Here is a 26062-nt window from a genome sequence, read left to right on the forward strand (position 1 = left end):
CCCTCAGCTCTGCTCGGCCGCCAGGCCGAGCAGCAGCTCCGACCACGCCTCGACGGTCGGCTTCTCCGCCAGGTCCGCGAACGGCACCTCCAGGCCGAGCGCCTGCCAGCGCACCGACAACTGCATCATCCGCATCGAGTCGAGCCCCAGCTCGAACAGCCCCGCCTCCGGGGTGACCTCGGCGGGGTCGACGCCGAGGACCTCGGCGATGGAGGCGCGCAGCCCCTCGACGCTGAGGGCTGCGGTGATCTCGTCGGAATCGGGCATGGGAGGCTCCTTCGCTGGGGTGACGCGTTCGGGTGTCGTCGGCCGGGTCGTCTCGGCGACGACCTCCGCCAGGTGGTCGTGCAGGTAGAAGTGCCCTCCGGGCAGGACACGGGCGGTGAACCGGCCCGTGGTGGCCGCCTCCCACGCCTCGACCAGCTCGGAGCGCATCGACGGGTCGGCGTCGCCCGTGAACGCGGTGACGTCCACGTCGAGCACGGCGGAGCCCGGCCGGTAGCGCTCGATGAGCCGGAAGTCGTTGCGGATCATCGGCATCAACAGCTCCCGAAGCTCCGCATGGTCCAGGACCTCCTGGCCTCCCCCACCGAGCGCGTCCAGGGCCGCCCGCACTCCCGCGTCGTCGCGCTCGTGGACGGGCCGGGCCGGGGCCCGCTGAGCGAAGGGCCCCGGCCGTGCCGACACCACGAGCCGCTCGACCAGCCCCGGCCGCAGCCGGGTCAACCCGAGCGTGAACTCGTGGGCGACCGACGCCCCCATGCTGTGGCCGAACACCGTCACCGGACGGTCCAGCTGTGGCTCGATCGCCGCCAGGGCCCCCTTGACCAGCGCGTCCATGGTGTCGATCAGGGGCTCACGCATCCGCGTCTCGCGCCCCGGGTACTGCACGGCGTACGGCTCGACGTCCTGCGGCACCAGCGCGGGCCAGGCCCGGTAAGCACTGGCCGCTCCCCCGGCGTGCGGAAAGCACAGCAGGATGCGGCCCGCGCCGGGGCGGGCGTCCAGTCGGCGCAACCACGGTGTCATCCGGACAGACCTGCTTCCACTTCGTCGTCGGACAGTGCCAGGACATGCTGGTACAGCTCGGCGACGCGGTCCAGGCCCGGGTCCTGGGCCAGGAGGGCGTCGGCCATCCCGGCGACCGTGCCGGTGGACAGCAGCGCCATCAGCGGCAGGCCGGGCCGGTCCAGCGCCTCGCGCAGCTCCACCAGCACGCGCGTGGCCGCGACCGAGTCTCCGCCGACGGTGAAGAAGTCGTCGTGCACCCCGACGGTGTCGAGGCCGACGACCTCCGCCCAGATCTGCGCGATGGTCTCCTCCAGCGGCGTGCGCGGGGTCGCGATCTCGCGTTCCCCGATCGAGGACGCCGCCTGCGACCGGGCGGTCAGTACCGCGCGGTCCACCTTGCCGTTGCCGGTGAGCGGCAGCTCGTCCACGACGGTGACGGTGGCGGGCACGAGGTGGTCGGGCAGCCGCTCGGCGAGCGCGGCGCGCAGGGCGTCGGGATCGGCGTCGCCCGTGACGTGGGCGGCGATCGCGCGATGGCCGCGCCCGTCGGAGCGGGGCACCCCCACGACGGCCGCCGCGGTCACGCCCGGCCGCTCGCGCAGGGCGGCCTCCACCTCCCCCGGTTCGATCCGCATGCCGCGCACCTTCACCTGGGCGTCCGCGCGGCCGACGAACTCGATGGCGCCGTCGGCCAGTACGCGTCCCAGGTCGCCGGTGCGGTAGATCCGCTCGCCCCCGCGCTCGGTGAAGGCGGCGGCGGTGCGCTCGGGATCGTCCCAGTAGCCGCGTGCCACGCCCGGCCCGGCACAGCAGAGTTCGCCGACCACGCCCGGCGGCCGTTCCCGGCCGCGCTCGTCGAGGACGTGGTAGGCGGTGTTGGCGATCGGCCGCCCGTAGGGGATGGTGGCGCGGTCGAGATCGGCCGGCGCGACACGGTGCCAGATGTTCCACAGGGTGGTCTCGGTGGGCCCGCCGACGCTGACGACGCCGACCCCCGGCACCTGGTCGATCAGGTCCGCGGCCAGGCGGGGCGGCACCCAGTCGCCGCCGAGGAAGACCGTGCGGAGCGTGCCCGGCGCGGGGCCCGCGGCCAGGAGCATCTCCATCATCGCCGGTACGGAGTTCCACAGGGTGACGCCGTGTTCCCGGGCCAGCTCCGCCCAGTGGTCGGCGTCGCGCGCGCGGTCGGCCGCCGGAACGACCACGGTCCCGCCCGCGCCGAGCACGCCGAACAGGTCGAACGCCGACATGTCGTGGTGCAGCGCGGTGACCGCGAGGCAGGTGTCGTCGGGTCCGACACCGAACTCCGCGCGTGTGGCCTCCAGCGCGTTGACCATTCCGCGGTGCTCCACCATCACGCCCTTGGGCCGCCCGGTGGAGCCGGACGTGAACAGGACGTAGGCCAGGTCTCCGGGTCCGGCGGTCACGGGCGGCGGCTCCCGGTCCGCGAGGGTGAGGGCCTTGGCGAGGGTGTCGGCGTCCAGGACGGTGTCGGTCCCGGCCTGGTCGAGGAGGGCGTGGACACGGGCCGCGGGCGCGGCGGCGTCCAGCGGCAGGTACGGGCATCCGGCCAGGAGCACACCGTAGGCGGCCACGACCTGTTCCCAGCCCTTGTCGAGCAGGACGGCGACGGGGGCACCGGGACGGGCGCCCCCCGCGCGCAGCCAGACGGCCACGCGAGCGGCGAGCCCGTACAGCTCGCCGTAGGTCAGCGTCCGGTCGGGGGCGATGACGGCCGTCCGGTCGGGATGCGCGCGAGCCTGGCGGACGAAGGCGTCGTGCACCAGCTCGTCGGGGATCGGCGCCACCGGGCCGCGCAGTCCGTCGGCCCCCGTGGCCGATCCCCCGGCCCGCCCGAGGAGGTCGGGGTCGTTCCACGCCTCGGGCTCGGCGAGCCGGTCCAGGATCCGTCCGAGGTCCGCGCACATCGCGTCGGCGGTGCGCGGAGGCAGCAGCGCGTCCACCGAGTCCAGGTTGTACACCAGCCCGGACGGGGACTCCTCGATCTGGGTGTCCAGGTACACCTGCGGGGTCTGGGTGACCGCGAACACCCGGGGCAGGGTGTGGCCGAGCAGCGGTTCCTCTCCCGGTGTGAACCCGATGGTGCTGGTCAGGACCACGGGCATGAGCGCCCGACGGCCCCCTCCGGTGGCCCGGGCGACGTCGCGCAGGGCCCGAACACCCGGGTACTCCTGGTGCTGGAGGTCGGTCCAGAAGGTGCGCTGCAACCGCTTGGCCCGCTCACCGAACGGCACGTCCGGGTCGCGGTGGTCCACCTCCAGCAGCGAGAAGGACGCGAACTCACCGAGCAGCGCGTTCGCCTCGGGGTGCAGGGGGAACCGGTTCATCCGCGGCACGTTGAGGGTGAAGTGCGCCGACTCGCTCCAGGCGGCGAGCACCTCGGCGAACGCGGTCAGGCACACCGTGGAGGCGGTGAGCCCGTGGGCGGCGGCGGTGGCCTTGACCGCCCGCCAGCGCTCGTCGGGCAGGGTGGCCAGGCGGCTGGACCAGCGGGGGACGTCCACGGTGGCGGGGTCGGCGGCCAGGGGCAGCCGGGGCGCCGGGGGCAGGGACGCGACCCTGCCGCGCCAGTACTCCTCGGCCCGCCGGTACCGGTCGGTATCGGCGATCGCGGCCTCGGCCAGCACGTAGTCGCGATAGGTGATCGGCAGGGGATCGACCGCCAGACCGGGGTCGCGGTAGAAGCGGGTCAGGTCGGCGATGAGCAGCTGCCAGCTCAGGTAGTCCAGGATCAGCGCGTCGAAGCTGACGTGCACACGGCTGCGGCCCTCGTCCAGCAGGCTCACCACCACCGAGAACAGCGGCCACGCGTCGGCCGGGCGGACCTGGTGGGAGAGCCGTTCGCGGACGCGGCGCAGCTCGGGTTCGGGGTCGCGGCCGCGCAGGTCGACGATCTCGGGGGTGAACTCGCCGGTATCGGCCAGGACCGCCTGTTCTCCGGTGTCGGGCAGGACCACCGTGCGCAGGGCGTCGTGCCGCTCGATCGCCCGGCGCCAGGCCAGGGTGAAGCGGTCGGTGTCGAGCTCGCCCTCGTACTCGTAGTAGGCGTGCGTGGACACGTTGCCCAGCTCGAACGCGCCGGTGCGCCCGAGCAGGTAGGCCTGCTGCTGGTCGGTGAGCGGGAAGGGGTCGAACCGGTGCTCGGGGTCGGGCTCGGCGACCGGGTAGAGGGACCTCACCCCGCCTCCCGCACGCTCACCGGACGCAGGTCGGTCCAGGTCCGCTCGATGTGCTCCAGGCATCCCCGGCGGGTGTCGCGGTCGTGGGCCACCCGCCAGCCCGCGGGCACCGCGATGATCGCGGGCCACAGCGAGTGCTGGCCCTCGTCGTTGACGAGCACCAGGTAGAGGCCGTCCTCGTCCTCGAACGGGTTGGTCATCACAGGGTCCTTCCGGAGTCGGCGGCCACGCGCTCGGCGAGGTTGGCCGGGGTGGTGTGGGTGAACAGGTCGGCGATGGGCAGGCGCGCGCCGGTCTCCTTCTCGATCCGGGCGCGCAGCCGCACGAGCATGAGCGAGTGGCCGCCGCGTGCGAAGAAGTCGTCGTCGGCGCCGACGGAGGCCACGCCGAGCGCGTCGGCGTGCACCCGGCACATCAGCTCCTCCAGCGGCGTGGCGGGCGGGCGGTGGTCGGGGACGGGCTCCGGGTCGGGCAGCGCGGCACGGTCGAGCTTGCCGTGCGCGGTGAGGGGCAGGGCGTCGAGTGCGACGAACGCGCCCGGCACCATGGACACCGGCAGGACCTCCAGCAGGCGGGCGCGCAGCACGGCCGGGTCGACGGGCGGGGCGCCGGGGCCCGGCTCGGCGACGACGTAGCCGACCAGCGAGCGGCGGCCGGCGGGGTCCTCACGCACGTCGGCGGCGGCCGCGGCCACCCCCGGCAGCCGGGACAGGGCGGCGGTGACCTCGCCCAGTTCGATCCGGAAGCCGCGCACCTTCACCTGGTCGTCGGCCCGGCCCACGTAGTCGAGGCCGCCGTCGGGCAGCAGCCTGGCCAGGTCGCCGGTGCGGTACATCCGGCCGCCCGGCGGCCCGAAGGGGTCGGCGACGAACCGCTCGGCGGTCAGCGCCGCCCGGCCGAGGTAGCCGCGGGCCAGTCCGTCCCCGGCCAGGTACAGCTCGCCCACCACGCCGCTCGGCACGGGGTTGAGCCCCGCGTCGAGGACGTAGGCGCGGGTGTTGGCGGTGGGGCGGCCGACCTGGGGGCGCGCGGTGGCGCCGACCCTCGCGGACAGGGCGTCCACGGTCGCCTCGGTGGGCCCGTACAGGTTGAACCCCTCGGTGGACTCCAGCTCGCCGATCTCCTGCCACAGCGACGGCGGCACGGCCTCGCCTCCCACACCCAGCACGAGCAGCGGGCTGCGGCCGTCGCGGAGGAGCCCGGAGGCGGCCAGGTGCATGGCGTGCGAGGGGGTGACCTCGATGAAGTCGATGCCCTCGCGCTCGATCAGCGCCACCAGCGCGTCGGGGTCGCGCTGGTCCTCCTCGGTGGCGATGTGCAGCTCGTGGCCGTCGAACATCCACAGCTGCGGCTGCCAGGAGGCGTCGAAGGCGAACGACCAGGCGTGCGCGACGCGCAGCGCCCGACCGCCCACGCGCGCCGCGGCCGGGCGGTAGAGGGTCTCCCGGTGCGAGGTGAACAGGTTGACCACGCTGCGGTGCTCGACCACCACGCCCTTGGGCGTCCCGGTGGACCCGGACGTGTAGATGACGTAGGCGGGGTGGTGTGCGGCCACTCCCGCCACGGGCAGGGCCGCGGGCAGCCCGGAGCCGTCCGACAGGTCCGTGCGGTCCAGGTAGAGCAGGTCGGCGTTGCCGCACGGGGCCTGGTCGGAGGTGGTGACGGCGAGCACCGGGTCGGCGTCGGCGACGATCGTCGACCGGCGCTCGGCCGGGTACTCGGGGTCGATGGGCAGGTAGGCGGCCCCGGACTTCAGGACGGCGAGGATCGCCACGAGGGTCTCGGCGGAGCGGGGCAGCTGGAGGGCGACGATCCGCTCCGGCCGCGCGCCGCGTCGGCGCAGCTGGTGGGCGAGCCGGTTGGCCCGGGCGTCCAGTTCGGCGAACGTGTACCGGGTGGTCCCGCACACCACCGCGGTGGCGTCGGGGGTCCGGGCGGCCTGGGCGGCGAACAGCGCGGGCAGGGTGCGGGCACACGGCGCGGGCAGGGCGGGGCCGTGCCAGGCGTCGCGGACCGCGTCGGCCTCGTCGGCGTCCAGCAGGTCGAGCGTGCCGACGGGCCGGTCGGGGTCGGCCAGGACCGCCCGCAGCAGGCGCAGGTAGCGGGCGGCGACGGCCTCGGCGGTGGCCGGGTCGAACAGGTCGGCGCGGTAGCGCAGCACGCCGTCCACCCCGTCGGCGCCGTCGGCGGCGGTCAGGTCGAGGGAGAGGTCGAACTTGGCCTCGCCGGTGGAGGCGTCCTCGGGGCGCACGTCCAGGTCGCCGAGGGCGAGGGCGCCCTCGGGCACGGACTGGTAGGCGAGCATCACCTGGAAGAGGGGGTGCCGGGCCAGCGAGCGCGGCGGGTTGAGCTCCTCGACCAGCCGCTCGAAGGGCACGTCCTGGTGGGCGTAGGCGGCCAGGTCGAAGTCACGCACCCGGCGGAGCAGTGTGCGGAAGCCGGGGTCCCCGGAGGTGTCGGTGCGCAGCACGAGCGTGTTGACGAAGAAGCCGACCAGGTCCTCCAGGGCGTCGTCGCCGCGTCCGGCCACGGGCGAGCCCAGGGGGATGTCCGTGCCCGCGCCGAGCCGGGTGAGCAGTGCGGCCAGGGCCGCCTGGAAGACCATGAACAGGCTGGTGTCGGTGGAGCGGGCCAGGTCGCGCAGGGCCCGGTGGGTCTGCGGGTCGATGCGCAGCCGGGCCTCGCCCGCGGCGCGGCCCGCGACGGCGGGCCGGGGCCGGTCGGTGGGCAGGGGGAGCTCGTCCGGCAGTCCGGCCAGGGCCGTGGACCAGAAGCCGACCTGTTCGGCGAGCGGGCCGCCCGGGGTCTCGTCCAGGAGTTCGCGCTGCCAGAGCGCGTAGTCGGCGTACTGCACGGCCACGGGGTCCTGGTCGGGTTCCCGGCCGGCCAGCCGGGCCCGGTAGGCCCGGTCCAGGTCGGACAGCAGCGGGAGCACGGAGGCGCCGTCGGCGGCGATGTGGTGCACCAGGACGAGCAGGACGTGCTCGTCCTCTCCGAGCCTGAACAGGGTGGGGCGCACGGGGATCTCGTCCTCGAGCCGGAAGGCGTACCGTGCCGCGTCGGACAGCGGCCCGGCCAGGTCGTCGGGGGTGGTCTCGACCACGGTGAGCGGGACGGCCGGGGCGGGGACGACCACCTGGCGGGGGGTGCCGTCCTCGTCGGGGAAGAGGGTGCGCAGGCTCTCGTGCCGCGCGACCAGGTCGTCGAGGGCGGCGGACAGCGCGGTGGTGTCGAGGCGGCCGGTGAGGCGCACGGAGAAGGGGATGTTGTAGGAGGGGTTGGGGCCGTCCATCCGGTAGAGGAACCAGAGCCGCTGCTGGGCGAACGACAGCGGCAGGTCGGCGGGGCGGTCGCGGCGGGCCAGGGGGACCGGGACGCGGGCGCCGTCCACCCGGGCGGCGAGTTCGGCGACCGTGGGCGCCTCGAAGAGCGTGCGCAGCGGCAGGTCGGCGCCGAGCACGGCACGGATCCGGCCGGTGAGCCTGGGCACGAGGAGCGAGTGGCCGCCCAGGCCGAAGAAGTCGTCGTCGATGCCGACGACCGGCACCGACAGCACCTCGGCGAAGACCTGGCACAGCAGCTCCTCGCGCGGGTCGCGGGGTCCGCGTCCGCCGGGGCGGGCGGCGGTGTCGGGCGCGGGCAGCGCGGAGCGGTCGAGCTTGCCGCTGGGCAGGACGGGGATCGCGTCGAGTTCCACGAACGCCGCGGGGACGAACGCGGGGGGCAGCTCGGCGGCCAGGAAGCGGCGCAGCCGGTCCGGGTCGACGGTGTGTCCGGGAGCGGCGACGAGGTAGGCGGCCAGGGAGCGCTGCCCGGGGGTCTCCTCGTGGACGGCGACCACGGCGGCGGCGACCTCGGGGCGGCGCAGCAGGGCGGCGGAGATCTCGCCCGGCTCCACCCGGAAGCCGCGGATCTTGACCTGGTCGTCGGCGCGGCCGACGAACTCCAGCGCGTCGTCGTCGTTCCAGCGCACGAGGTCGCCGGTGCGGTACATGCGAGTGCCGGGCGGCCCGAAGGGGTCGGCGACGAAGCGCTCGGCGGTCAGCGCCGCCCGGCCGTGGTAGCCGCGCGCGAGGCCGTCCCCGGCGAGGTAGAGCTCGCCCACGACCCCGGTCGGCACGGGGTTGAGCCCGTCGTCCAGGACGTAGGCGCGGGTCCCGGGGTCGGGCGGCCCGATCGGTACGGGCGCGCTCATCCCGGCGCGGCAGGCGCCGAGCGTGGAGTTCACGCTGACCTCGGTGGGCCCGTAGGCGTTGAACATGCGGCGGCCGGGCGCGTACCGGTCGACCAGGGCGGGGGTGACCTCCTCGGTGCCCGCCAGGAGGCAGATCCCCTCGGGCAGGCGGGCCTCGTCGGGCAGGGCGGCCAGCAGCGCCGGCGGCAGGATGGCGTGGGTGACGCGCTGGTCGCGCAGGTAGTCGGTGAGGGCGGTGCCCGCGACGCGGCGGTGCGCGGGCACGATGACGAGCGTGCCGCCGGTGCACATCACCTGGACCAGTTCCCACCAGGCGACGTCGAAGCCGGGGGAGGCGAACTGGCTGACCCGGCTGTCGGGGGTGACGAGCAGGCGTTCGGTGTGCGTGGCGACGAGTTTGGCGACCCCGGCGTGCGGGACGACGACTCCTTTGGGGCGGCCGGTAGAGCCGGAGGTGTAGATGACGTAGGCGGGGTGTTCGGGGCGCAGGTCCACCGGCCGGGGCGGGTCGTCCCCGTCCTCGTGCCCGACCGTCGCCCGCGCGCGCCCGGGGGCCGCTCCGCGGGGGGCGGGGCTCGCGCTCTCGGCGGTCGGCGTGCTGCCGCTGTCGCGCTCCTCGTCACCGAGCAGCAGGCGGGGCACGCCGTCGAGCGGTCCGGCGAGCCGGTCGGCCAGGTCGGGGGTGGTGAGCGCGCAGCCGGGGGCGGCGTCGCCGACCATGTACGCCAGGCGCTCGTCGGGGTGGTCGGGGTCCAGGGCCAGGTAGGCGCCGCCGGCCTTGAGCACGCCGACCAGGGCGCACACCAGCTCCACTCCGCGCGGCACGGCGACCGCGACCACGCTCTCGGGCCCCACGCCGCGGCGCTGGAGCGCGGCGGCGATGCGGTCGGTGCGCTCGTCCAGGCGCTCGTAGGTGAGGGAGTCGTCCTCGCACACGACCGCCTCGGCGGTGGGCCGCTCGGCGACCCGGCGCGCGAACTCGGCGGTCAGGGTGGTGCGCGGGTAGGTGCCGGTGGCGTTGAGGTCCCGGACCGCCCGCTCGGTGCCGCGGTCGTCGAGCAGGGTCAGCCGCCAGACGGGGCGGTCCGGGTCGGCGGGGATCTGCCGGAGCAGGTGGACGACGGCGTCGGCCAGGCGCCGGGCGTGTGCGGGGGCGATGACGTCGGCTCGGTGGGACAGGCGCACGGTGAGCGGGGCACCGGGGGTCTGGCCGGGCAGGGCGGTCAGCGCCAGGGGGTAGTGGGTGGCGTCGGCGGAGGCCACGGGGGTCAGGCGCAGTCCGGGTGCCGGCTCCAGGGAGCGGTCGGGGTCGAAGGGGTAGTTCTCGTACACGGCGAGGGTGTCGAACAGGTCGCCGCCGCCCGCCGCCCGCTGGATGTCGGCGAGCCCGAGGTGCTGGTGGGGCAGGAGTGAGGCCTGTTCGTCGCGCAGCCGGGTGAGCGTCTGCGCCACGGTCCGGGCGGGGTCGAGGCGGACGCGGACCGGAACGGTGTTGATGAACAGGCCCACCATCGACTCGACGCCGGGCAGCTCCGGCGGCCGCCCGGAGACGGTGGTGCCGAAGACGACGTCGGTGCGGCCGAGCACACGCGAGAGCAGGGTGCCCCAGGCGAGCTGGACGAGGGTGTTGACGGTGACGCCCAGCTCCCGGGCGCACCGGTCCAGGGCCGCGGTCTCCTCCGCGGTGAGGGTGGCGGCGGCGTGTTCCGGGATCTCACCCCCCGAGGTGCCGGGGGCGACCATCGTGGGCTCCGGCAGCCCGGCCAGGGCCCGGGTCCAGGCGGCCTCGGCGGCGGGGCGGTCCCGCCCGGAGAGCCAGGCGAGGTGGTCGCGGTAGGGCGTCGCGGGCGGCGGCACCGCGCCGCCGCCCTCCGCCTCGTAGAGCGCGAAGAGGTCGGTGACCAGCACCGGCAGCGACCAGCCGTCGAGAAGGATGTGGTGGTGGGTCAGGACGAGCCTGTGCCGCTGCGGGCCCAGGCGCAGGACGGCGAACCGGATCAGCCCCGGCTCACCCAGGTCGAACCGGTGCGTCCGCTCGGCGTCCGCCCACGCGCGGGCGGCGCCCTCCGGGTCGGGGTCCGCGGACACGTCGGCCTCGTCCCAGACGGGGTCGACGGCGGTGGGGATCAGTGCGACGGCCGTGCCGTTCTTCCGGCGCCGGTAGCACGAGCGCAGGACGGGGTGGCGGCGCAGCAGCGCGGTGCCCGCGCGGCGCAGGCGGGCGGTGTCGAGGCCGCCCTCCACCTCCAGCACCTGTTGCACGGTGTACACGTCCACGTCCGCCGACTCGGCCTGGAAGAGCAGGCCCTCGGCGAGGGGGGCGAGCGGCCAGATGTCGTCGAGTCCGGTCCTGGTCAACGATGGCTCCATTCGGCTTCGAACTCGTCGATCTCGTCCTGGTCGAGGCTGACCAGGTCGAGGTCGGATGGTGTGTGTCCGCCCGCGTCGGGGCGCTGTCCCGCCGCGGCCAGGGCGTCGAGGCCGGCCCCGAGGGCGTCGGCCAGGGCCCGTGCCTCGGCGGCCGCCAGGACCCCGACCGGCCAGCGCAGGGTGAGGGTGAGGTCCTCCCCTGGTTCGCCCGGGGTGCCTGGTGCGGCACCGGCGCGCGGGCGGGTGGCGGCGTCGACCTCCAGGGCGTACCGGGCGGGCAGGGAGGGCCCGGCCCCGTCGATCGACGCGGTGTGCTCGGCGACCGTCCACGGCTCGGTGCCCGTGTCCAGTCGGCCCAGGTGGTTGAAGCACAGGCGGGGCCGGAGCGGGTCCTGGGGCGCGTGGCGGCGCAGGAGCGCGTGGGCGTGCCGGTCGTCGGGCAGGGCGCGCAACTGCTCCTTCACGGCCTTGAGCGCGCGGACGGGGTCGCCGGTGCCCGGGTCGAGCCGGGCGGGGGTGAAGCTGGTGAACCAGCCGACGGTGGCCGACAGGTCGGCTTCGCCGTCGCGGCCGTGGCCCTCCAGGTCGACCAGGACACCGCCGCGGCCGTGGGCCCGCTCGCGGACGGCCAGCGCCAGCGCGGTCAGCAGGACGTCGTCCAGGCGGCCGTTGACCAGCTCGGCCGTGCGCCGCAGGGCGTCGGCGTCGCGGGCCGGCAGGGTCAGACGGCGGGTGGTGGCGGCGCTGTCGAGGTCGGGGTCCACCTCGCGGGTCAGCCGCAGCGGCGCCGGGTCGGCGGCGGCCGCCCTCCAGAGCGGGAGGTGCGCGAGCACGGCCGGCCCGTCGGCGCGTTCGCGCAGGGCCCGTGCCCAGCCGCGCAGGGACGTGCCCCGGCGCGGCGCGGGGGCGCCGTCGTCCCAGGCGGCGCGCAGGTCGGACAGGACGACCCGCCAGGAGACGGCGTCGACGGCCAGGTGGTGGGCGGTGAGGACGAGGAGCCCGGGGTCGAGCCACACGGCGCGGAACACGTGACCGCGTTCGGGGTCGAGTTCTCCGCGCGCCCGGTCGGCCTCGGCGGCGACGCGGTCGCGATCCCATGGCTCGGTGTGCGGGCCGTTCCCGCGCCGGTCGTGGCCGGGTGCCGCGACCCGGCGCAGGCAGGCACTGGCGGCCACGGATCCGGGCGGGCCGACGTGCAGCGTCCACTCGTCCCCGGCTTCCAGGCGTGCGCGCAGCGCGTCGTGCCGGTCGAGCACCGCCTGCAGCGCCAGCGTGAGCCGTCGGCGGTCGGTGTCCTCGGGCACCCGGACCACGAGGGTCTGGGCGAATTCCCGGACCAGGTCCGCGTTCCCCGCGGCGCGCTCGCGCAGCCACGCCAGGGCGGGGGTCTCCGGGACCGTCCCGAACGCGGCCTCCTGCGGTTCGGCGGCGGCGCCAGCCCCGGCGACCGGGACGGCGATCGCGGCGAGCCGCGCGGGCGTCTGGTGCTCGAACACGTCCGCGGGGTCGATGCGCAGCCCGGCCGAGCGTGCGGCGCCGACCATCCGGATCACGCCGATGCTGTCTCCGCCGAGCGCGAAGAAGCCGTCGTCCGGACCGGCCTCCGCCAGGCCGAGGACGTCGGCGAACACCGCCCGCAGCCGGTCCTGGGCCGACCGCGGAGCCGGTGCGCGCTCAACGCTCTGTTCCGGCGCCTGCTCCGGCGCCTGTCCCGGTTCCGGTTCCCCGCCCGGCTCGTGGCCGAGGCTTTCGGGGCGGCGGCAGCGGGGCAGCCCGTGGTCGTCGAGGGCCGACAGCGGCGCGTCCACGTCGGCGAGCACCGACTCCAGCAGCCGGGTCAGGCCCGACGCCAGTGCCTCGACCGTGGCCCGGTCGAACAGGTCCGTGCGGTACTCGGCGAACCCGGCCATCCCGTCGGGGCCGTCCACCACGGTGAAGGTCAGGTCGACCTGCGCGACGCCGGTCCGCACCACCCGCGTCGAGGACCGCACGCCGGGCAGGTCCAGCTCCGCCGCACCGGTGTTCTGATAGGCGAGCATGACCTGGAACAGGGGGTTGCGTCCGGTGGAGCGGGCCGGGTTGACGGCGTCCACGACGCGCTCGAACGGCACCTCCTGGTGCTCGTAGGCGGCCAGTGCGGTGCGGCGGACCCGGTCCAGCAGGTCCCGGAAGGCGGGGTCGCCGGAGGTGTCGGTCCGCAGGACGAGCGTGTTGACGAACAGGCCCACGACGTCGTCCAGGCGGGTGTCGAGCCGGCCGGCCACGGGGGTGCCGACCGGGATGTCGGTTCCGGCGCCGGCCCGGGTGAGCAGCGCGGCCAGGGCGGCCTGCCAGACCATGAAGGGGCTGGCCCCGAGCGCGGCGGCGGCCGAGCGCACGGTCGCGGCCAGCCGGTCGTCGACGGCGAAGGGCACGAGCCCTCCGTCGTAGCGGGACTCCCGGGGGCGCGGCCGGTCCAGGGGCAGCGGTGTCTCCTCGGGCAGCCCCGTGAGCGCCGCCCGCCAGAACTCCGTCTGGTCGCCCCCGGCCAGGATCTCGCGCTGCCACCGGGCGTGGTCGGTGGTGCGGACCGGCAGCGGCTCCCACTCCGGGGGGCGCCCGGTCCTCCGGGCGGCGTAGGCGCGGGCGAGGTCGCGCATGAGCGGGCCCAGGGACCAGCCGTCGGCGGCGATGTGGTGGACCACCAGCAGCAGGACGTGCTCGTGCTCGCCGAGCCGGAACAGGGTGGCGCGCAGGGGCGTCTCGGCGGCCAGGACGAACGGGTACCGGGCCGCCTCGGTCAGGTCGGCGTCCACGGTGTCGGCCGTGCTCGACCGCACCTCCAGCCCGGTGTCGGCGGCCGACCGCAGGACCTGGACGGGGCTGCCGTCGACCTCGGGGAAGACCGTGCGCAGCGCCTCGTGGCGTTCGACGGTGTCGGTGAGCGCGGCGTTCAGCGCCCCGGTGTCCAGTGGCCCGTCCAGGTGGCGGGCCGCGGCGATGTTGTAGGCGGGCGAGGGGCCTTCGAGACGGTGCAGGAACCACAGCCGCTGTTGGGCGAACGACAGGGGCGCGGTGTCCTGGCGGCCCCCCGCCGCCAGTTCGGGGCGGGCGGACGGCGGCCCGCCGAGCGCCGCGGCGAGCCGGGCGGGGGTGCGGGCGGCCAGGACGGCGGCCACCGGCAGGTCCGCGCCGAGCACCGACCGCAGGCGCGTGGCCAGCCGGATCCCCAGCAGGGAGTGCCCGCCCAGGGCGAAGAAGTCGTCGTCGGGGCCGACCTGGCGGGTGTCGACGCCGAGCACGTCGGCGAACAGTTCGCGCACGACGGTCTCGCGGGGGTCGCGCACGGCCGGGGCGTCCGGCCCCGCCGTCGCCGTCCCGGTCCGCTCCCCCACCGGCACCGCCGCACGGCTCTCGTCGGTCCAGGGGTCCAGGTCCCCGGCCGGGCGGTCGGGGTCCTCGGCGAGGGCGGTGAGCAGGGCGGCGAACCGGTCCAGGACGGTGCGGGCGGCCCCGTCGCCGAACGCGGGCGCGCGGTGGTCGACCGACACGGCGAGCCGGCCGCCGCGCGGGATCACGGTGAGCCCGAGCGGGTAGTGGGTGGCGTCGCGGCCGTCGGTTCCCAGGACGCTCAGACCGGGTCCGGCGTCCAGGGGCACGTCGGGGTAGTTCTCGACGACGAGCAGGGTGTCGAAGAGCGTGCCGTGCCCGCGCTGGAGCTCGGCCAGGCCCAGGTGCTGGTGGTCCAGGAGGGCGGCCTGTTCCGCCTGGAGCCGGTCGAGGAGGTCGGCCGCGCTCTCGCCGGGCCGCACGCGGACCCGCACGGGGACGGTGTTGGTGAACAGCCCGATCATGGACTCCGCGCCGGGCAGGTCGGCGGGCCGGCCGGAGACGGCGGTACCGAAGACGACGTCCTGGCGATCGGTGCGCCCGGCCAGCAGCAGGCCCCACGCGCCCTGGAGCAGGGTGGTGAGGGTCCAGCCGCGGCGCGCGCACAGCGCGGCCAGGGCGTCGGCACCGGGCAGGTCGACGGTGGTGCGGACGGGTGGCGCGGTGGCCTCCTCCGGAGCGACCAGCGTGGGCGCGGCCCCCTCCAGGGCCCGCTCCCAGGCGCGGCGCGCGGCGGGGGCGTCGCGGGAGGCCAGCCAGGTCGGGTGGGCGCGGTGGTCGGGGGCCGGGGGCAGGTCGGCCCCGGCGTAGAGGGCGAGCAGTTCGCGCAGGAGCAGCGCCAGCGACCAGCCGTCGAGGATCAGGTGGTGGCAGGTGAGGACGAGCCGGGTGACGGGCCCGTGCAGCAGGCACAGGCGCAGCAGGGGCGCGGTGCCGACGTCGAACGGGCGCTCCCGTTCGGCGCGTTCCACGGCGGCGGGGTCGTCGGTGGCGACCACGCGCAGCGGGTCGCCGACGGCGTCGGTGACGGCCGCGACCGGACGTCCGTCGGGGGTGGAGCGGAACGCGGTGCGCAGCACGGGGTGCCGGAGCAGGACGCGTCCGACGGCGGCGCGCAGTGCCTCCTCGTCGACGGTGCCGTCCAGGTCGACGGTGAACTGGACCACGTAGAGGTCGGTGCCGGGCTGGGCGGCGTGGTAGAGCAGCCCCTCGGCGAGCGGGGTGAGGGGGAGGACGTCCTGGAGGCCGGGGTCGTCGGCGGCCAGGGTGTCGATGGCGGCCTGGTCGAGCCCGCTGAGCGGGACGTCGCTCGGGGTGAGCCGGGCGGGGCCGCGGGCGGCGTATGCGGCCAGGCCGTCCAGGGCCCGGAGCCAGGCGTCGGCGAACAGGCGGACGTCGTCCTCGGCCAGGACGCCCTCCGGCCAGGACCAGTCCGCGGTGAGCCGGGGGCCGTCCGGGTGGTCCAGGACGACGGCGTCGAGTTCGAGGGCGTGGGCGCGGGGCAGGTCGGGGTCGCTGCCGGCGTGCAGGCTCACGGGCTGCCAGTCGCCGCCGGTACCGGTGAACCGGCCCAGGTAGTTGAACGCGACCTCGGGCGCGGGGCCGGTGTCCTCGCCGAGCAGGTAGCGGCGCAGGCCGTGCTCGTCGGCGGTCCGCCGCCCGGCCGCGAGGGCCTCCTTGACCCGGCGCAGCGCCCGCCCGGCGGAGGGCCCGCCGGTGAGCGCGTCGGCCACGTCGACCAGCCCGGGGTCGAGGAGCACCGGGAACAGGCGGGTGAACCAGCCGACGGTGCGGGTGAGGTCGTCGCCGCCGTCACGGCCGTGGCCCTCGAGGTGGACGGACAGGGCGGTGCCGTGCCCGCCCTCGGCGCGGCGCAGTTCGGCGGCGGCCAGGACCAGGGCGGTGAGCAGGACCTCCTCGGTACCGGTCCGGAAGGCGGCGGGGACGTCGGTGAGCAGCGCTCGGGTCCGCTCGGCGTCCACCTCGCGGCCCAGCCGGAGGGTGGTCGCGGCGGTGTCGGCTCCGGGGTCCAGCGACCGCGCGAGCGGCAACCGTCCGGCACCCCGAGCGCGGGGCGTACGGCCGGGACCGGTGCCCCGGGGGAGGCGGGCCGCGCGGTCGGTGAGGCGCTGGGCGTGGCCGCGCAGCGACGTCGGTACGGGGTCGAGCCCCGGCTCCTCCCCCGCGGCGACCGCGGCGTGGGCGGCGGCCAGGTCGGCCAGCAGGATCCGCCACGACACGGCGTCCACCACCAGGTGGTGCGCTGTGCACACCAGGCGCCCGGCCCGGTCCGGCCCCGCGTCCAGCCAGCGCAGGCGCACCATCGCCCCCGCGTCCGGGTCGAGCGCGGCCTCGGCGGCGGCCCGGTGCTCCTCGACGGCGGTGTCGAACGCGTCGGCGTCGAGCGCCGCGTCGTCCACCCGGGCCCGGACCAGCACGTCCTCGGCCCGCACCGCGCCCGGAGGGGGCACGTCCAGCCACCACGGGCCGCCGTCGCGCACGAGCCGTGCGCGCAGCGCGTCGTGGTGGTCCAGCAGGGCCCGGACGGCACCGGCCAGGTCGTCCTCCCGCACTCCCGCGGGCACCCGGACGACCACGCTCTGGCTGAACCCGCGGTGCCCGCCGGGTGCGCTGCGCTCGCGCAGCCACTCCCCGATGGGCGTGGGCGGCACCGGTCCCACTCCGTCGGCCGCGTGCCCCGCGGCGGCGTCGGCCTCGCGCGCGAGCACCGCCAGCCCCGCCGGGGTCTGCTGCTCGAACACCTCGCGCGGGCTGAACTCCAGGCCGCGCGAGCGCGCCCGGCCGACCAGCGTGATGGCCTGCACGCTGTCGCCGCCGAGCCCGAAGAACCGGTCGTCGGCGCTGACCTCCGGCAGCCGCAGCACCTCCGCGAACAGCGCGCACAGCAGCCGTTCGCGGTCCGTGCGCGGCTCCCGCCCGGGCCTGGCAGCCACGGCCGGCGCGAACGCCGGATCCCTGGTCAGACGCCCCCGGTCCAGCTTGCCGCTGGGGCTCAGCGGCAGCTCGTCGACCGGGTGGAACACCGCGGGCACCATGTAGTCGGGCAGCGCGGCGGCCGCGCCCTCGCGCACCGCGTCCTCGCTCCCGCCGACCAGGTAGCCCACGAGCCGGTCGTCGCGCACCGCCACGGCGGCGCCCCTGACGCCCGGCTGGGCGCCCAGCACCGCCTCGATCTCACCGAGTTCGATCCGCAGCCCGCGCAGCTTGACCTGGTCGTCCGCGCGGCCCAGGTACTCCAGGACGCCCTCGCGGTCGAACCGTGCGATGTCGCCGGTGCGGTACATGCGCGCGCCGGGCGGCCCGTACGGGTCGGCGACGAACCGCTGGGCGGTCAGGTCGGGCCGGCCCAGGTAGGCGCGCGCCAGCTGGGCTCCGGCGATGTACAGCTCACCGGCCACCCCCGGCGGCACGGGGGCCAGGTTCCGGTCCAGCACGTACAGCGCGGTGTTCCACACGGGGCGGCCGATGGGCACGGTCGGCGTGTCCGGGTCGGGTGTGCTGATCTGCGCCGAGACGTCCACCGACGCCTCGGTCGGGCCGTACAGGTTGTGCAGCTCCACCGACGGCAGCAGCCGGTGGAAGGACGCCGCCAGGTCGGCGGGCAGCGCCTCACCGCTGCACAGCACGCGGCGCAGCCCCCCGCAGCGTTCGGGAACCGCGGGATCGGCGAGGAAGGCGCGCAGCATCGAGGGCACGAAGTGGACGGTGGTGACGCCCTCGGCGCGGATGAGTTCGGCAAGGTAGGCGGGGTCGCGGTGTCCGTCGGGCCGGGCCACGACCAGTGTCGCCCCGGTGAGCAGCGGCCAGCAGAACTCCCACACCGACACGTCGAAGCTGGACGGGGTCTTCTGCAGGACCGGCTCGCCCGGCGTGAGCCCGTAGGCGTCCTGCATCCACAGCAGCCGGTTGACGATCCCGGCGTGCGGCACCACCACGCCCTTCGGGCGCCCGGTGGAGCCGGAGGTGTAGATGACGTAGGCCGGGTGCAGGGGGTCGACCGCCACCGGAGCGGCGTCGGCCGCAGCGGCGGATCCGGTGTCGAGCGTGTCCAGGAGCAGGCGCGGGGCCCGGTCGGGCAGCCGGTCGGCGAGGTCGCCGACGGTGAGCACGGTCTGCGGCGCGGCGTCGTCGATCATGTAGGCGATCCGGTCGGCCGGGTAGCCCGGATCGACCGGCAGGTAGGCGCCGCCCGCCTTGAGGACCGCCCAGATCGCGGCGACCAGTTCCACGGAGCGGGGCAGCAGCAGGGCGACGGTCCGCTCGGGCCCCACGCCCAGGGCGCGCAGCACCGCGGCGAGCCGGTCGGTGTGCTCGTCGAACTCGGCGTAGGTCAGGCGGCGGCCCTCGTACACGACCGCGACGGCGTCGGGCGTGCGGGCCACCTGGTCGGCCAGCAGCGCGGGCAGCGTCGTGGCGGGCACGTGCGTCTCGGTGGCGTTCCACCGGCGCAGGACGCGGTCGCGCTCGTCGTCGCCGAGCACGTCGACCCGGTCCAGGGGGAGCGCGGGGTCGGCCAGCACGGCCCGCAGCAGCCGGTCGGTGTGGCGCAGCAGCGCGTCCGCGGTCTCGGCGGCCATGGCGGGCACGCGGTGGGTGGCCTCCAGCGTGAGGCCGTCGGGGGTGAGGACGGCGGCCAGGGCCAGGTCGAACTGGGCGGTGCCGTTGTACACGGGGATGTCGCGTGCGCGGACACCGGGCAGCTCGAACCCGTCCAGCACGTCGGTGCGCAGTGAGAACAGCACGTCGAAGAGAGCGGAACGGTCGGCCGTGCGGTCGGGGGCCAGCTCGCCGACGAGCCGGTCGAAGGGGACGTCGGCGTGGGCGTAGGCACCCGCGCACACCTGGCGCACGTGGGCCAGGAGGTCGGCGAAGCCGCGCGAGCCGTCCACGGCGCAGCGCAGGACGAGCGTGTTGCCGAAGTTGCCGACCACGTCCGCGGTGCGGGGGTCGGAGCGGTCCACGACGGGGGTGCCCAGGGCGATGTCGCCGGCGCCCGTGTAGCGGTACAGGACCGCGGCCGTGGCCGCCGTGAGCAGCATGAACGGGGTGACGGCGGCTTCGCGGGCGACCCGGGTGAGGCGTTGGGCGACGTCGGCGGACAGCACCCGTGTGCGGCGTTCGCCCCGTTCGCCGCTCCCCGTGCGCCCGCTCAGCGGCAGGCGGAGGGGTTCGGGAACGGGGGTGAGCCGGTCCCGCCAGTAGTCGAGCGCGGGCCCCGGCCGGTCGGCCTCGGCCGCCGCGTGGTCCGCGTAGCGCAGGGCGGGCGGGGTCGCGGGAGTGCCCGCGTAGGCGTCGGCGATGTCGGTGAGGAGTACCCGCCAGCTGGCGTCGTCCCAGGCGATGTGGTGGACGACGAGGAGCAGGGCGTGCTCGTCGGGGGCGAAGCGCAGCAGCCGCAGCCGGATCGGGGCCTCGGCGGCCAGGTCGAAGGGGCGCGCGCCCAGGCGGGCGGCCAGGTCGGCGACGGCCCGGTCGGGGTCGGGGGCACCGGGCAGGTCGACGAGTTCGGGGACGGGCGCCAGGTCCGGGCGGACGACCTGGGCGGCGGCGTCCGGGTAGACCGTGTTCAGGACCTCGTGCCGCGCGCAGGCGGCGGCGACGGCCGCGAGGAGGGCGTCAGTGTCCAGGGGGCCGGACAGGCCGACGGCGGCGCACAGGGTGTAGGCCGTGCCCTGGGGGTCCAGGCGCTGGAGCGTCCACATCCGGCGCTGGGCGGACGAGAGCGGGGCCGACGACAGGGCGGTCGGCGCGGCGGGCGTCGCGCGCGGATCCGGGCCCGCCGGTCCGAGTTCCTTCGAACCGGCTCCCTCCGAGGCGGATCCCGCCGGAGCGGAGCCCCCTGTCGGGGAGCCCTCCGGCCCCGCCTCCCGCGACGCGGATCCCCCGCGCCCGGCTCCCGCGTCCGGGGTTCCGGAGCCGGAGCCCTCGTTCCCGGACCCGGCGCCGAGATCGGCGTCGGCCAGCATCCTGCGCAGCAGCTCGCGCCTGCGTGCGTGCCGGTCCTCGCTCACGTGGGCTCCCGTCCTGATCGCCGTCGACGCGGGTCTGCCCGCACCACTTCCGCGGTCGGATGTTAGCTTAGGCATGCCTAAGCTTCAATAGCCCGGGCGGACCGGACGAACGTCGCAAACCACCGGCGCGACACGGGTTTTCCCACGTTTGCGCGGGTAGGACAGGGTCCGGCAGGAAAACCGGGCTTAAGTTAGCCTTGCCTAAGAGATCGGTTATGCTCCCCCTGTGACTCGCGTGACGACCCCCTCAGCGCGCCGCACCGCGCCACGCGTGGTCGGCCTCCTCGCAGCCGCCGTCGCCCTGGCCGCGGTGCTCGTGCTGTCGATCATGATCGGCAGCAAGAGCATCCCCCCGGGCGAGGTCCTGCGGCTCCTCCTCGCACCCGAAGCGGGCGAGAACTCGGCCATCGTCAACGGCATGCGCCTCTCGCGCACGCTTTTCGGCCTGGCCGCCGGCCTGGCCCTGGGCATGTCCGGATCCCTCATGCAGGGGCTGACCCGCAATCCGCTGGCCGATCCCGGTCTGCTCGGCGTCAGCGCCGGCGCCGCCCTCGGCGTCGTCCTCAGCACGATGCTGTTCGGCGTGACCTCGCTCTACGGCTACATCTGGTTCGCCTTCGCCGGAGCGCTCGTGGCCACCACGGTGGTCTACGCACTGGGCGGGCTCGGCCGCGGCGGCGCCCACCCCGCCAAGCTCGCCCTGGCGGGCGCCGCGGTCAGCGCGCTCCTGCAGTCGGCGATCGGAGCGATGCTGCTGCTGGACGCCGCCACCCTGGACGAGTACCGCTTCTGGGTGGTCGGCTCGCTCAACCTCACCGACCGCGCGCCCCTGCTCCAGGCCCTGCCGTTCATGCTCGCCGGAGCGGTCCTGGCGGTCACCACCGCGCCCGCGCTCAACAACCTCTCCCTCGGCGACGACGTCGCCCGCTCCCTGGGCCAGGACGTGCGGATGGTCCGGCTGCGCGGCATCCTCGCGGTCACCCTCCTGGCGGGCGGCGCGACCGCCGTGTGCGGCCCGATCGCCTTCATCGGCCTGGTCGTCCCGCACATCGCCCGCGCGATCACCGGCCCCGACCACCGCTGGGTGCTCGCCTACTCCGCCCTCCTGGCGCCGGTCCTGCTGCTCGCCGCCGACGTCCTCGGCCGCGTGCTCGCCGGCCGGTCGGAGATCCACGTGGGCATCGTGGTGGCCTTCCTCGGCGCCCCCTTCTTCATCGCCCTGGTCCGACGACGCGGTCTCCCGGAGCTGTGATGGCCATCCGAACACCCCTCCTGCACACCGAGCGCCTGGGCGCGCACACGCACTACCGTGTGCGCCGCGGCCCCTCGGGCGTCTGGCGCCCCCGGCCGCTGCTGGTCGGCACGGTCCTCACCGTGCTGGTCGCGGCCGCCTTCGCCGCGGAACTGGTCATCGGCCGCTTCCCCGTCAGCGCGGCCGAGGCGATCGGCGCCCTGTTCTGGTACGGCGAACAGTCCACCGTGGACGTGGTCTACGGCCTGCGCCTGCCCCGCGCCCTGGTCGGCCTGCTGGCGGGCGCCGCGTTCGCCGTCTCCGGCGCGATCTTCCAGACCCTGGCCCGCAACGCCCTGGCCAGCCCGGACGTCATCGGCGTGACGGCGGGGGCCAACGCCGCCGCGGTCGCCGGGCTCGTCCTGGGCGCGGGAGCGGGCCTGTCGACCGCTGGGCTGGCCCTGCTCGGCGCGGCCGCGAGCGCGGTGGCGATCTACGCCCTGGCCTGGAAGAACGGGGCCAGCGGCTACCGGATCATCCTCATCGGCATCGGTATCTCCGCGCTGTGCACCAGCATCACCGCCTACCTCCTCCAGCGCGCCGACCTCTTCCAGGCCCAGCGCGCCGTGGTGTGGCTGACCGGCAGCATCAACATGCGCGAGTGGACGCACGTCGCCCCGCTCGCGGCCGCCGTCGCCGTCCTCATGCCCGTCGCCTTCGTGCTCGGCCGCCACCTGGCCGCGCTGACGCTGGGCGACGACACCGCCAGAGGGCTCGGCGTACCGGTCCAGCGCAGCCGCGCCGTCCTGCTCTTCACCGCCGTCGGCCTGGCCGCCTTCGCCACCGCCTCCGCCGGCCCCATCGCGTTCGTGGCGCTGATCGCGCCGCAGGCCGCGCTGCGCCTGGTGGGTCGGCCCACCCCGCCCCTGGGCGTGTCCGCGCTGACGGGGGCGCTCATCGTCCTCGCCGGCGACATGGCCGCCCGGCCCTTCGATCTGCCCGTCGGCGTGGTCACCGGACTCGTCGGCGCGGCGGGGCTGATGTGGCTGCTCGCCCGCGCCAACCGCACCGGACAGGGAGCCTGAGCAATGACCGACACACCCACCACCAGTCCCGGCGCCACCGCCGGCTCCCCCGCGCCCGACACCGGTCTGTCCGGCCGCGCCCTGCGCGTGGCCTACGACGAACGGACGGTCCTGGAGGGCGTGGACGTCGACATCCCGACCGGCCGCACCACCGTGATCGTCGGGGCCAACGCCTGCGGCAAGTCCACGCTGCTGCGGACGCTCTCGCGGCTGATCAGCCCGAAGGCCGGGACCGTGCTGCTGGACGGCGAGTCCGTCCACCGCATGCGCACCCGCGACCTGGCCCGCAGGCTCGGGATCCTGCCGCAGTCCCCCTCCGCGCCCGAGGGCATGACCGTGCTGGAGCTGGTCACGCGGGGCCGGAGCCCGCACCAGAGCGTGTGGCGGCAGTGGTCGGCCTCCGACAGCGCCGCCGTGCGCCTGGCCCTGACCGCCACCGGCATGACCGACCTGGCCGACCGCCCCGTCGACCAGCTCTCCGGCGGGCAGCGCCAGCGCGCCTGGATCGCCATGTCGCTGGCGCAGGACACCCCCACGCTGCTGCTGGACGAGCCCACCACCTTCCTCGACCTGGCCCACCAGATCGAGGTCCTCGACCTGATCGCCGACCTCAACCACGCGGGCGACCGCACCGTCGTGATGGTGCTGCACGACCTCAACCACGCCGGCCGCTACGCCGACCACATCGTCGCCATGAAGGACGGCGCGATCGTGGCGGAGGGCCCGCCCGGCGAGGTCATCACCACCGGCATGGTCGCCGACGTCTTCGGACTGCGCTGCGAGGTGATCAGCGACCCGCTCAGCGGAACCCCGCTGGTGGTCCCCTTCGGCCGGCACCGCTGCGCCGACAGCCCCTGAGACCCCGCTCCAGAACCCTTCCCATCCCCCGACACCGATCAGAAAGTACGCACATGCGCATCCTCACCACCACGGCGCGCCGCCACCCGGCCGCCGTCGCCGCCACCGGCGCGGCCCTGGCCGTCCTCCTCGCGGGCTGCGGTTCGACCGCGCCCACCACGTCCGCCGACGAGGAGTCCGGCTCCGGAGGAGGCTGGGAGTACACCGACGACAGCGGTCAGACCATCTCCCTGGACGCGCCGCCCGAGAACGTGGTCGTCCAGGTGAACGCCGCCGCGGCCCTGGTCGACCTGGGCTTCGAGCCGACCGCCGTGTTCGGCCCGCGTGAGCTGGCCGACGGCGAACCCGACCCCCAGGCGGGCGACGTCGACCCCGAGACCCCGTCGGTGGGCACCGAGTGGGGCGAGTTCGACATGGAGAGCTACCTGGCCCTGGAGCCGGACCTGGTCATCACCATCGCCTACGGCGACGCCCTCTGGTACGTGCCCGAGGAGTCCGCCGACCAGATCGAGGACGCCGCTCCGATCCTGGCCGTCCAGCTCCAGGACGTCCCCGCCGACCAGGCCGTGCAGAAGTTCACCGACCTGGCCGCCGCGCTGGGCGCCGACGTGGAGTCCGAGGCCGTCACCGCGGCCCAGGAGGACTTCGACGCCGCCTCCGCCGAGCTCGCCGAGGCCGCCGGGGCCAACCCCGGAGTCTCGGTCATGGCGACCAACACCTCCGCCGACCTCATGAACGTCGCCAAGCCCGGCTTCTTCAGCGACCTGTCCTACTTCCAGGCGCAGGGCGTGGAGTTCGTCGAGCCCGACGGCGGCGAGGCCCCCAACTGGCACGACCTGAGCTGGGAGCAGGCCTCCACCTACGAGGCGGACGTCATCCTCGCGGACACCCGCCCCAACTCGCTGCCGACCGATGACCTGGCCGACATCCCCACCTGGGCCGAGCTGCCCGCCGTCCAGGCCGACCAGGTCGGCGGCTGGCACGCGGAGACCCCGATGTCCCACTCCAAGCTGGCGCCCGTGATCCGGGAGCTGGCCGAGCTGATCGAGGGCGCCGACCCCGATGTGGTCTGAGGAGTTCGCCGCGCGCTACCGCGAGCGCGGCTACTGGACCGGTACCACCCTCGGTGAGGTCCTGCGGGGTGCCGCCGCGCGGCACCCCGCCCGCACCGCGCTGGTCGACGGCGGCGCCCGGCTCACCTACGCGGAGCTGGACGCCCTGGCCGACCGCCGGGCGGCGGGGCTGCGCCGGACGGGCCTGGCCGCGGGCGACAACGTCGTCGTCCAACTGGCCAACACCGCCGAGTTCCTCGTCACCACGTTCGCCCTGCTGCGGCTGGGCGCCCGGCCGGTGTACGCCCTCCCGGCGCACCGGCGCAGCGAGATCTCGTATCTCATCGGGCACAGCGGCGCGACGGCGTACGTGATCCCGGACCGGCACGCCGGTTTCGACTTCCGCGTGCTCGCCGGGGAGGTGGCGGACGCTTCCGTGCGGGTCCTGGTCGACGGCGACCCGGGCCCCTACACCGCTCTGGCCGACGTCGACGCCGACCCGGTCGCCCTGCCGGAGCCCGATCCGTCCTCGGTGGCCCTGTTCCTGCTCTCCGGCGGCACCACCGGGCTGCCCAAGCTCATCCCGCGCACCCACGACGACTACGCGTACAACCTGCGTGCCAGCGCCGAGGTCACCGGGATGGACCCGGAGACGGTCTACCTCGCGGCGCTGCCCGTCTCGCACAACTTCGCCCTGGCGTGCCCGGGCGTCCTGGGGACGCTGCACGCCGGGGGGACCGTCGTGATGGCGCCGAGTCCCAGCCCCGCCGACGCCTTCGCCCTGATCGAGCGCGAGGGGGTGACCGTCACCGCCCTGGTGCCGTCGCTGGCCCTGCTGTGGCTGGAGGCGGTCAAGGCGGTCCGCCGCGACCTGTCCAGCCTGCGCGTGCTCCAGGTGGGCGGCGCCCGGCTGGCCGAGGAGCCGGCCCGCCGGATCCGGCCGGAACTGGGGTGCGCCCTCCAGCAGGTGTTCGGCATGGCCGAGGGCCTGCTGAACTACACGCGCCTGGACGACCCCGAGGACGTGGTCGCCACCACCCAGGGGCGTCCGCTGTGCGACGACGACGAGATCCGGATCGTGGACGCCGAGGGCGCGGAGGTGGCGCCCGGCGCGATCGGGGAGCTGCTCACCCGGGGCCCGTACACGCTGCGCGGCTACTACCGGGCCGAGGAGCACAACGCCCGGTCGTTCACGCCGGACGGCTTCTACGTCACCGGTGACCTGGTCCGGCAGCTGCCGTCCGGCCACCTGGTGGTGGAGGGGCGCGTCAAGGACGTCATCAACCGGGGCGGGGAGAAAGTGCCGACCGAGGAGGTCGAGGACCATCTCATGACCCACCCGGCGGTGCGCGAGGCCGCCCTGGCGGGTGTGCCCGACCCGATGCTGGGCGAGCGCAGTTGCGCGTTCCTGCGGGTACGCGAGGGCGCGGAGGCGCCCGCGCTCAGGGAGTTGACGGCGTACCTGCGCGAGCGCGGACTGGCGGACTACAAGCTGCCCGACCGCGTGGAGGTGCGCGCCGAGTTCCCGTACACCGCGGTGGGCAAGGTGAGCAAGAAGGCCCTCGTCGAGGGCCTGTCGTGACGCGGCGCGCCCCGGGGCGGCCAGGGCGGTCCACCGCTCCGGCCGCCCCGGGGCGGCGCCTGGAGGATCCGGTCCCG

Annotated in this window: 10 protein-coding genes; 5 read left to right on the forward strand and 5 right to left on the reverse strand. The window is 75.7% G+C overall.

From position 1 onward, the window contains the following. Nucleotides 1-3: 3 nt before the first annotated feature. Genes M1P99_RS08670 through M1P99_RS08690 form a run of 5 tightly spaced genes read right to left on the reverse strand, consistent with a single transcriptional unit; the run spans nucleotide 4 to nucleotide 20177 of the window. Entirely contained in the window at nucleotides 4-1029 is a 1026-nt protein-coding gene (locus M1P99_RS08670; protein WP_304452142.1) for an alpha/beta fold hydrolase, read from the reverse strand. Next, on the reverse strand, nucleotides 1026-4211 hold the full coding sequence (locus tag M1P99_RS08675; RefSeq protein WP_304452143.1) for an amino acid adenylation domain-containing protein: 3186 nt from the start codon (nucleotides 4209-4211) through the stop codon (nucleotides 1026-1028). The genes M1P99_RS08670 and M1P99_RS08675 overlap by 4 nt, the downstream gene beginning before the upstream one ends. Next, the gene (locus M1P99_RS08680) at nucleotides 4208-4411 is read right to left on the reverse strand and encodes an MbtH family protein (protein ID WP_304452144.1); all 204 of its coding nucleotides are present in this window, start codon (nucleotides 4409-4411) and stop codon (nucleotides 4208-4210) included. Before M1P99_RS08680 ends, M1P99_RS08675 begins: the two co-directional genes overlap by 4 nt. Then, entirely contained in the window at nucleotides 4411-10764 is a 6354-nt protein-coding gene (locus M1P99_RS08685; protein WP_304452145.1) for a non-ribosomal peptide synthetase, read from the reverse strand. The genes M1P99_RS08680 and M1P99_RS08685 overlap by 1 nt, the downstream gene beginning before the upstream one ends. Beyond that, nucleotides 10761-20177, reverse strand: coding sequence for a non-ribosomal peptide synthetase (locus tag M1P99_RS08690; protein ID WP_304452146.1), 9417 nt, complete (start codon nucleotides 20175-20177; stop codon nucleotides 10761-10763). The genes M1P99_RS08685 and M1P99_RS08690 overlap by 4 nt, the downstream gene beginning before the upstream one ends. 226 nt (nucleotides 20178-20403) lie before the next feature. Here M1P99_RS08690 and M1P99_RS08695 point away from each other — a divergent pair, with 226 nt between their 5' ends. From M1P99_RS08695 to M1P99_RS08715, 5 genes are read left to right on the forward strand one after another with little or no spacing between them, the layout of a single operon-like run. Then, nucleotides 20404-21429, forward strand: a complete 1026-nt coding sequence (locus M1P99_RS08695; protein ID WP_304452147.1) for an iron ABC transporter permease — start codon at nucleotides 20404-20406, stop codon at nucleotides 21427-21429. Continuing rightward, entirely contained in the window at nucleotides 21429-22493 is a 1065-nt protein-coding gene (locus M1P99_RS08700; RefSeq protein ID WP_304452148.1) for an iron chelate uptake ABC transporter family permease subunit, read from the forward strand. Before M1P99_RS08695 ends, M1P99_RS08700 begins: the two co-directional genes overlap by 1 nt. 3 nt (nucleotides 22494-22496) lie before the next feature. Next, the gene (locus M1P99_RS08705; protein WP_304452149.1) at nucleotides 22497-23351 is read left to right on the forward strand and encodes an ABC transporter ATP-binding protein; all 855 of its coding nucleotides are present in this window, start codon (nucleotides 22497-22499) and stop codon (nucleotides 23349-23351) included. A 53-nt stretch (nucleotides 23352-23404) separates the two neighbouring features. After that, nucleotides 23405-24424, forward strand: coding sequence for an ABC transporter substrate-binding protein (locus M1P99_RS08710; RefSeq protein WP_304452150.1), 1020 nt, complete (start codon nucleotides 23405-23407; stop codon nucleotides 24422-24424). Then, nucleotides 24414-25985 carry a (2,3-dihydroxybenzoyl)adenylate synthase gene (locus M1P99_RS08715; protein WP_304452151.1) on the forward strand — a complete coding sequence of 524 codons (1572 nt, stop codon included), beginning with the start codon at nucleotides 24414-24416 and terminating at the stop codon, nucleotides 25983-25985. The genes M1P99_RS08710 and M1P99_RS08715 overlap by 11 nt, the downstream gene beginning before the upstream one ends. The last annotated feature ends 77 nt before the right edge of the window (nucleotides 25986-26062 follow it).

The organism is Nocardiopsis sp. YSL2 (assembly GCF_030555055.1).
Lineage (GTDB): Bacteria > Actinomycetota > Actinomycetes > Streptosporangiales > Streptosporangiaceae > Nocardiopsis.

Coding starts and splice junctions, on each gene's coding strand:
- M1P99_RS08705 (WP_304452149.1), top strand. CDS start 22,497: ATGACCGACACACCCACCACCAGTCCCGGCGCCACCGCCGGCTCCCCC.
- M1P99_RS08680 (WP_304452144.1), bottom strand. CDS start 4,411: ATGACCAACCCGTTCGAGGACGAGGACGGCCTCTACCTGGTGCTCGTC.
- M1P99_RS08710 (WP_304452150.1), top strand. CDS start 23,405: ATGCGCATCCTCACCACCACGGCGCGCCGCCACCCGGCCGCCGTCGCC.
- M1P99_RS08700 (WP_304452148.1), top strand. CDS start 21,429: ATGGCCATCCGAACACCCCTCCTGCACACCGAGCGCCTGGGCGCGCAC.
- M1P99_RS08670 (WP_304452142.1), bottom strand. CDS start 1,029: ATGACACCGTGGTTGCGCCGACTGGACGCCCGCCCCGGCGCGGGCCGC.
- M1P99_RS08715 (WP_304452151.1), top strand. CDS start 24,414: ATGTGGTCTGAGGAGTTCGCCGCGCGCTACCGCGAGCGCGGCTACTGG.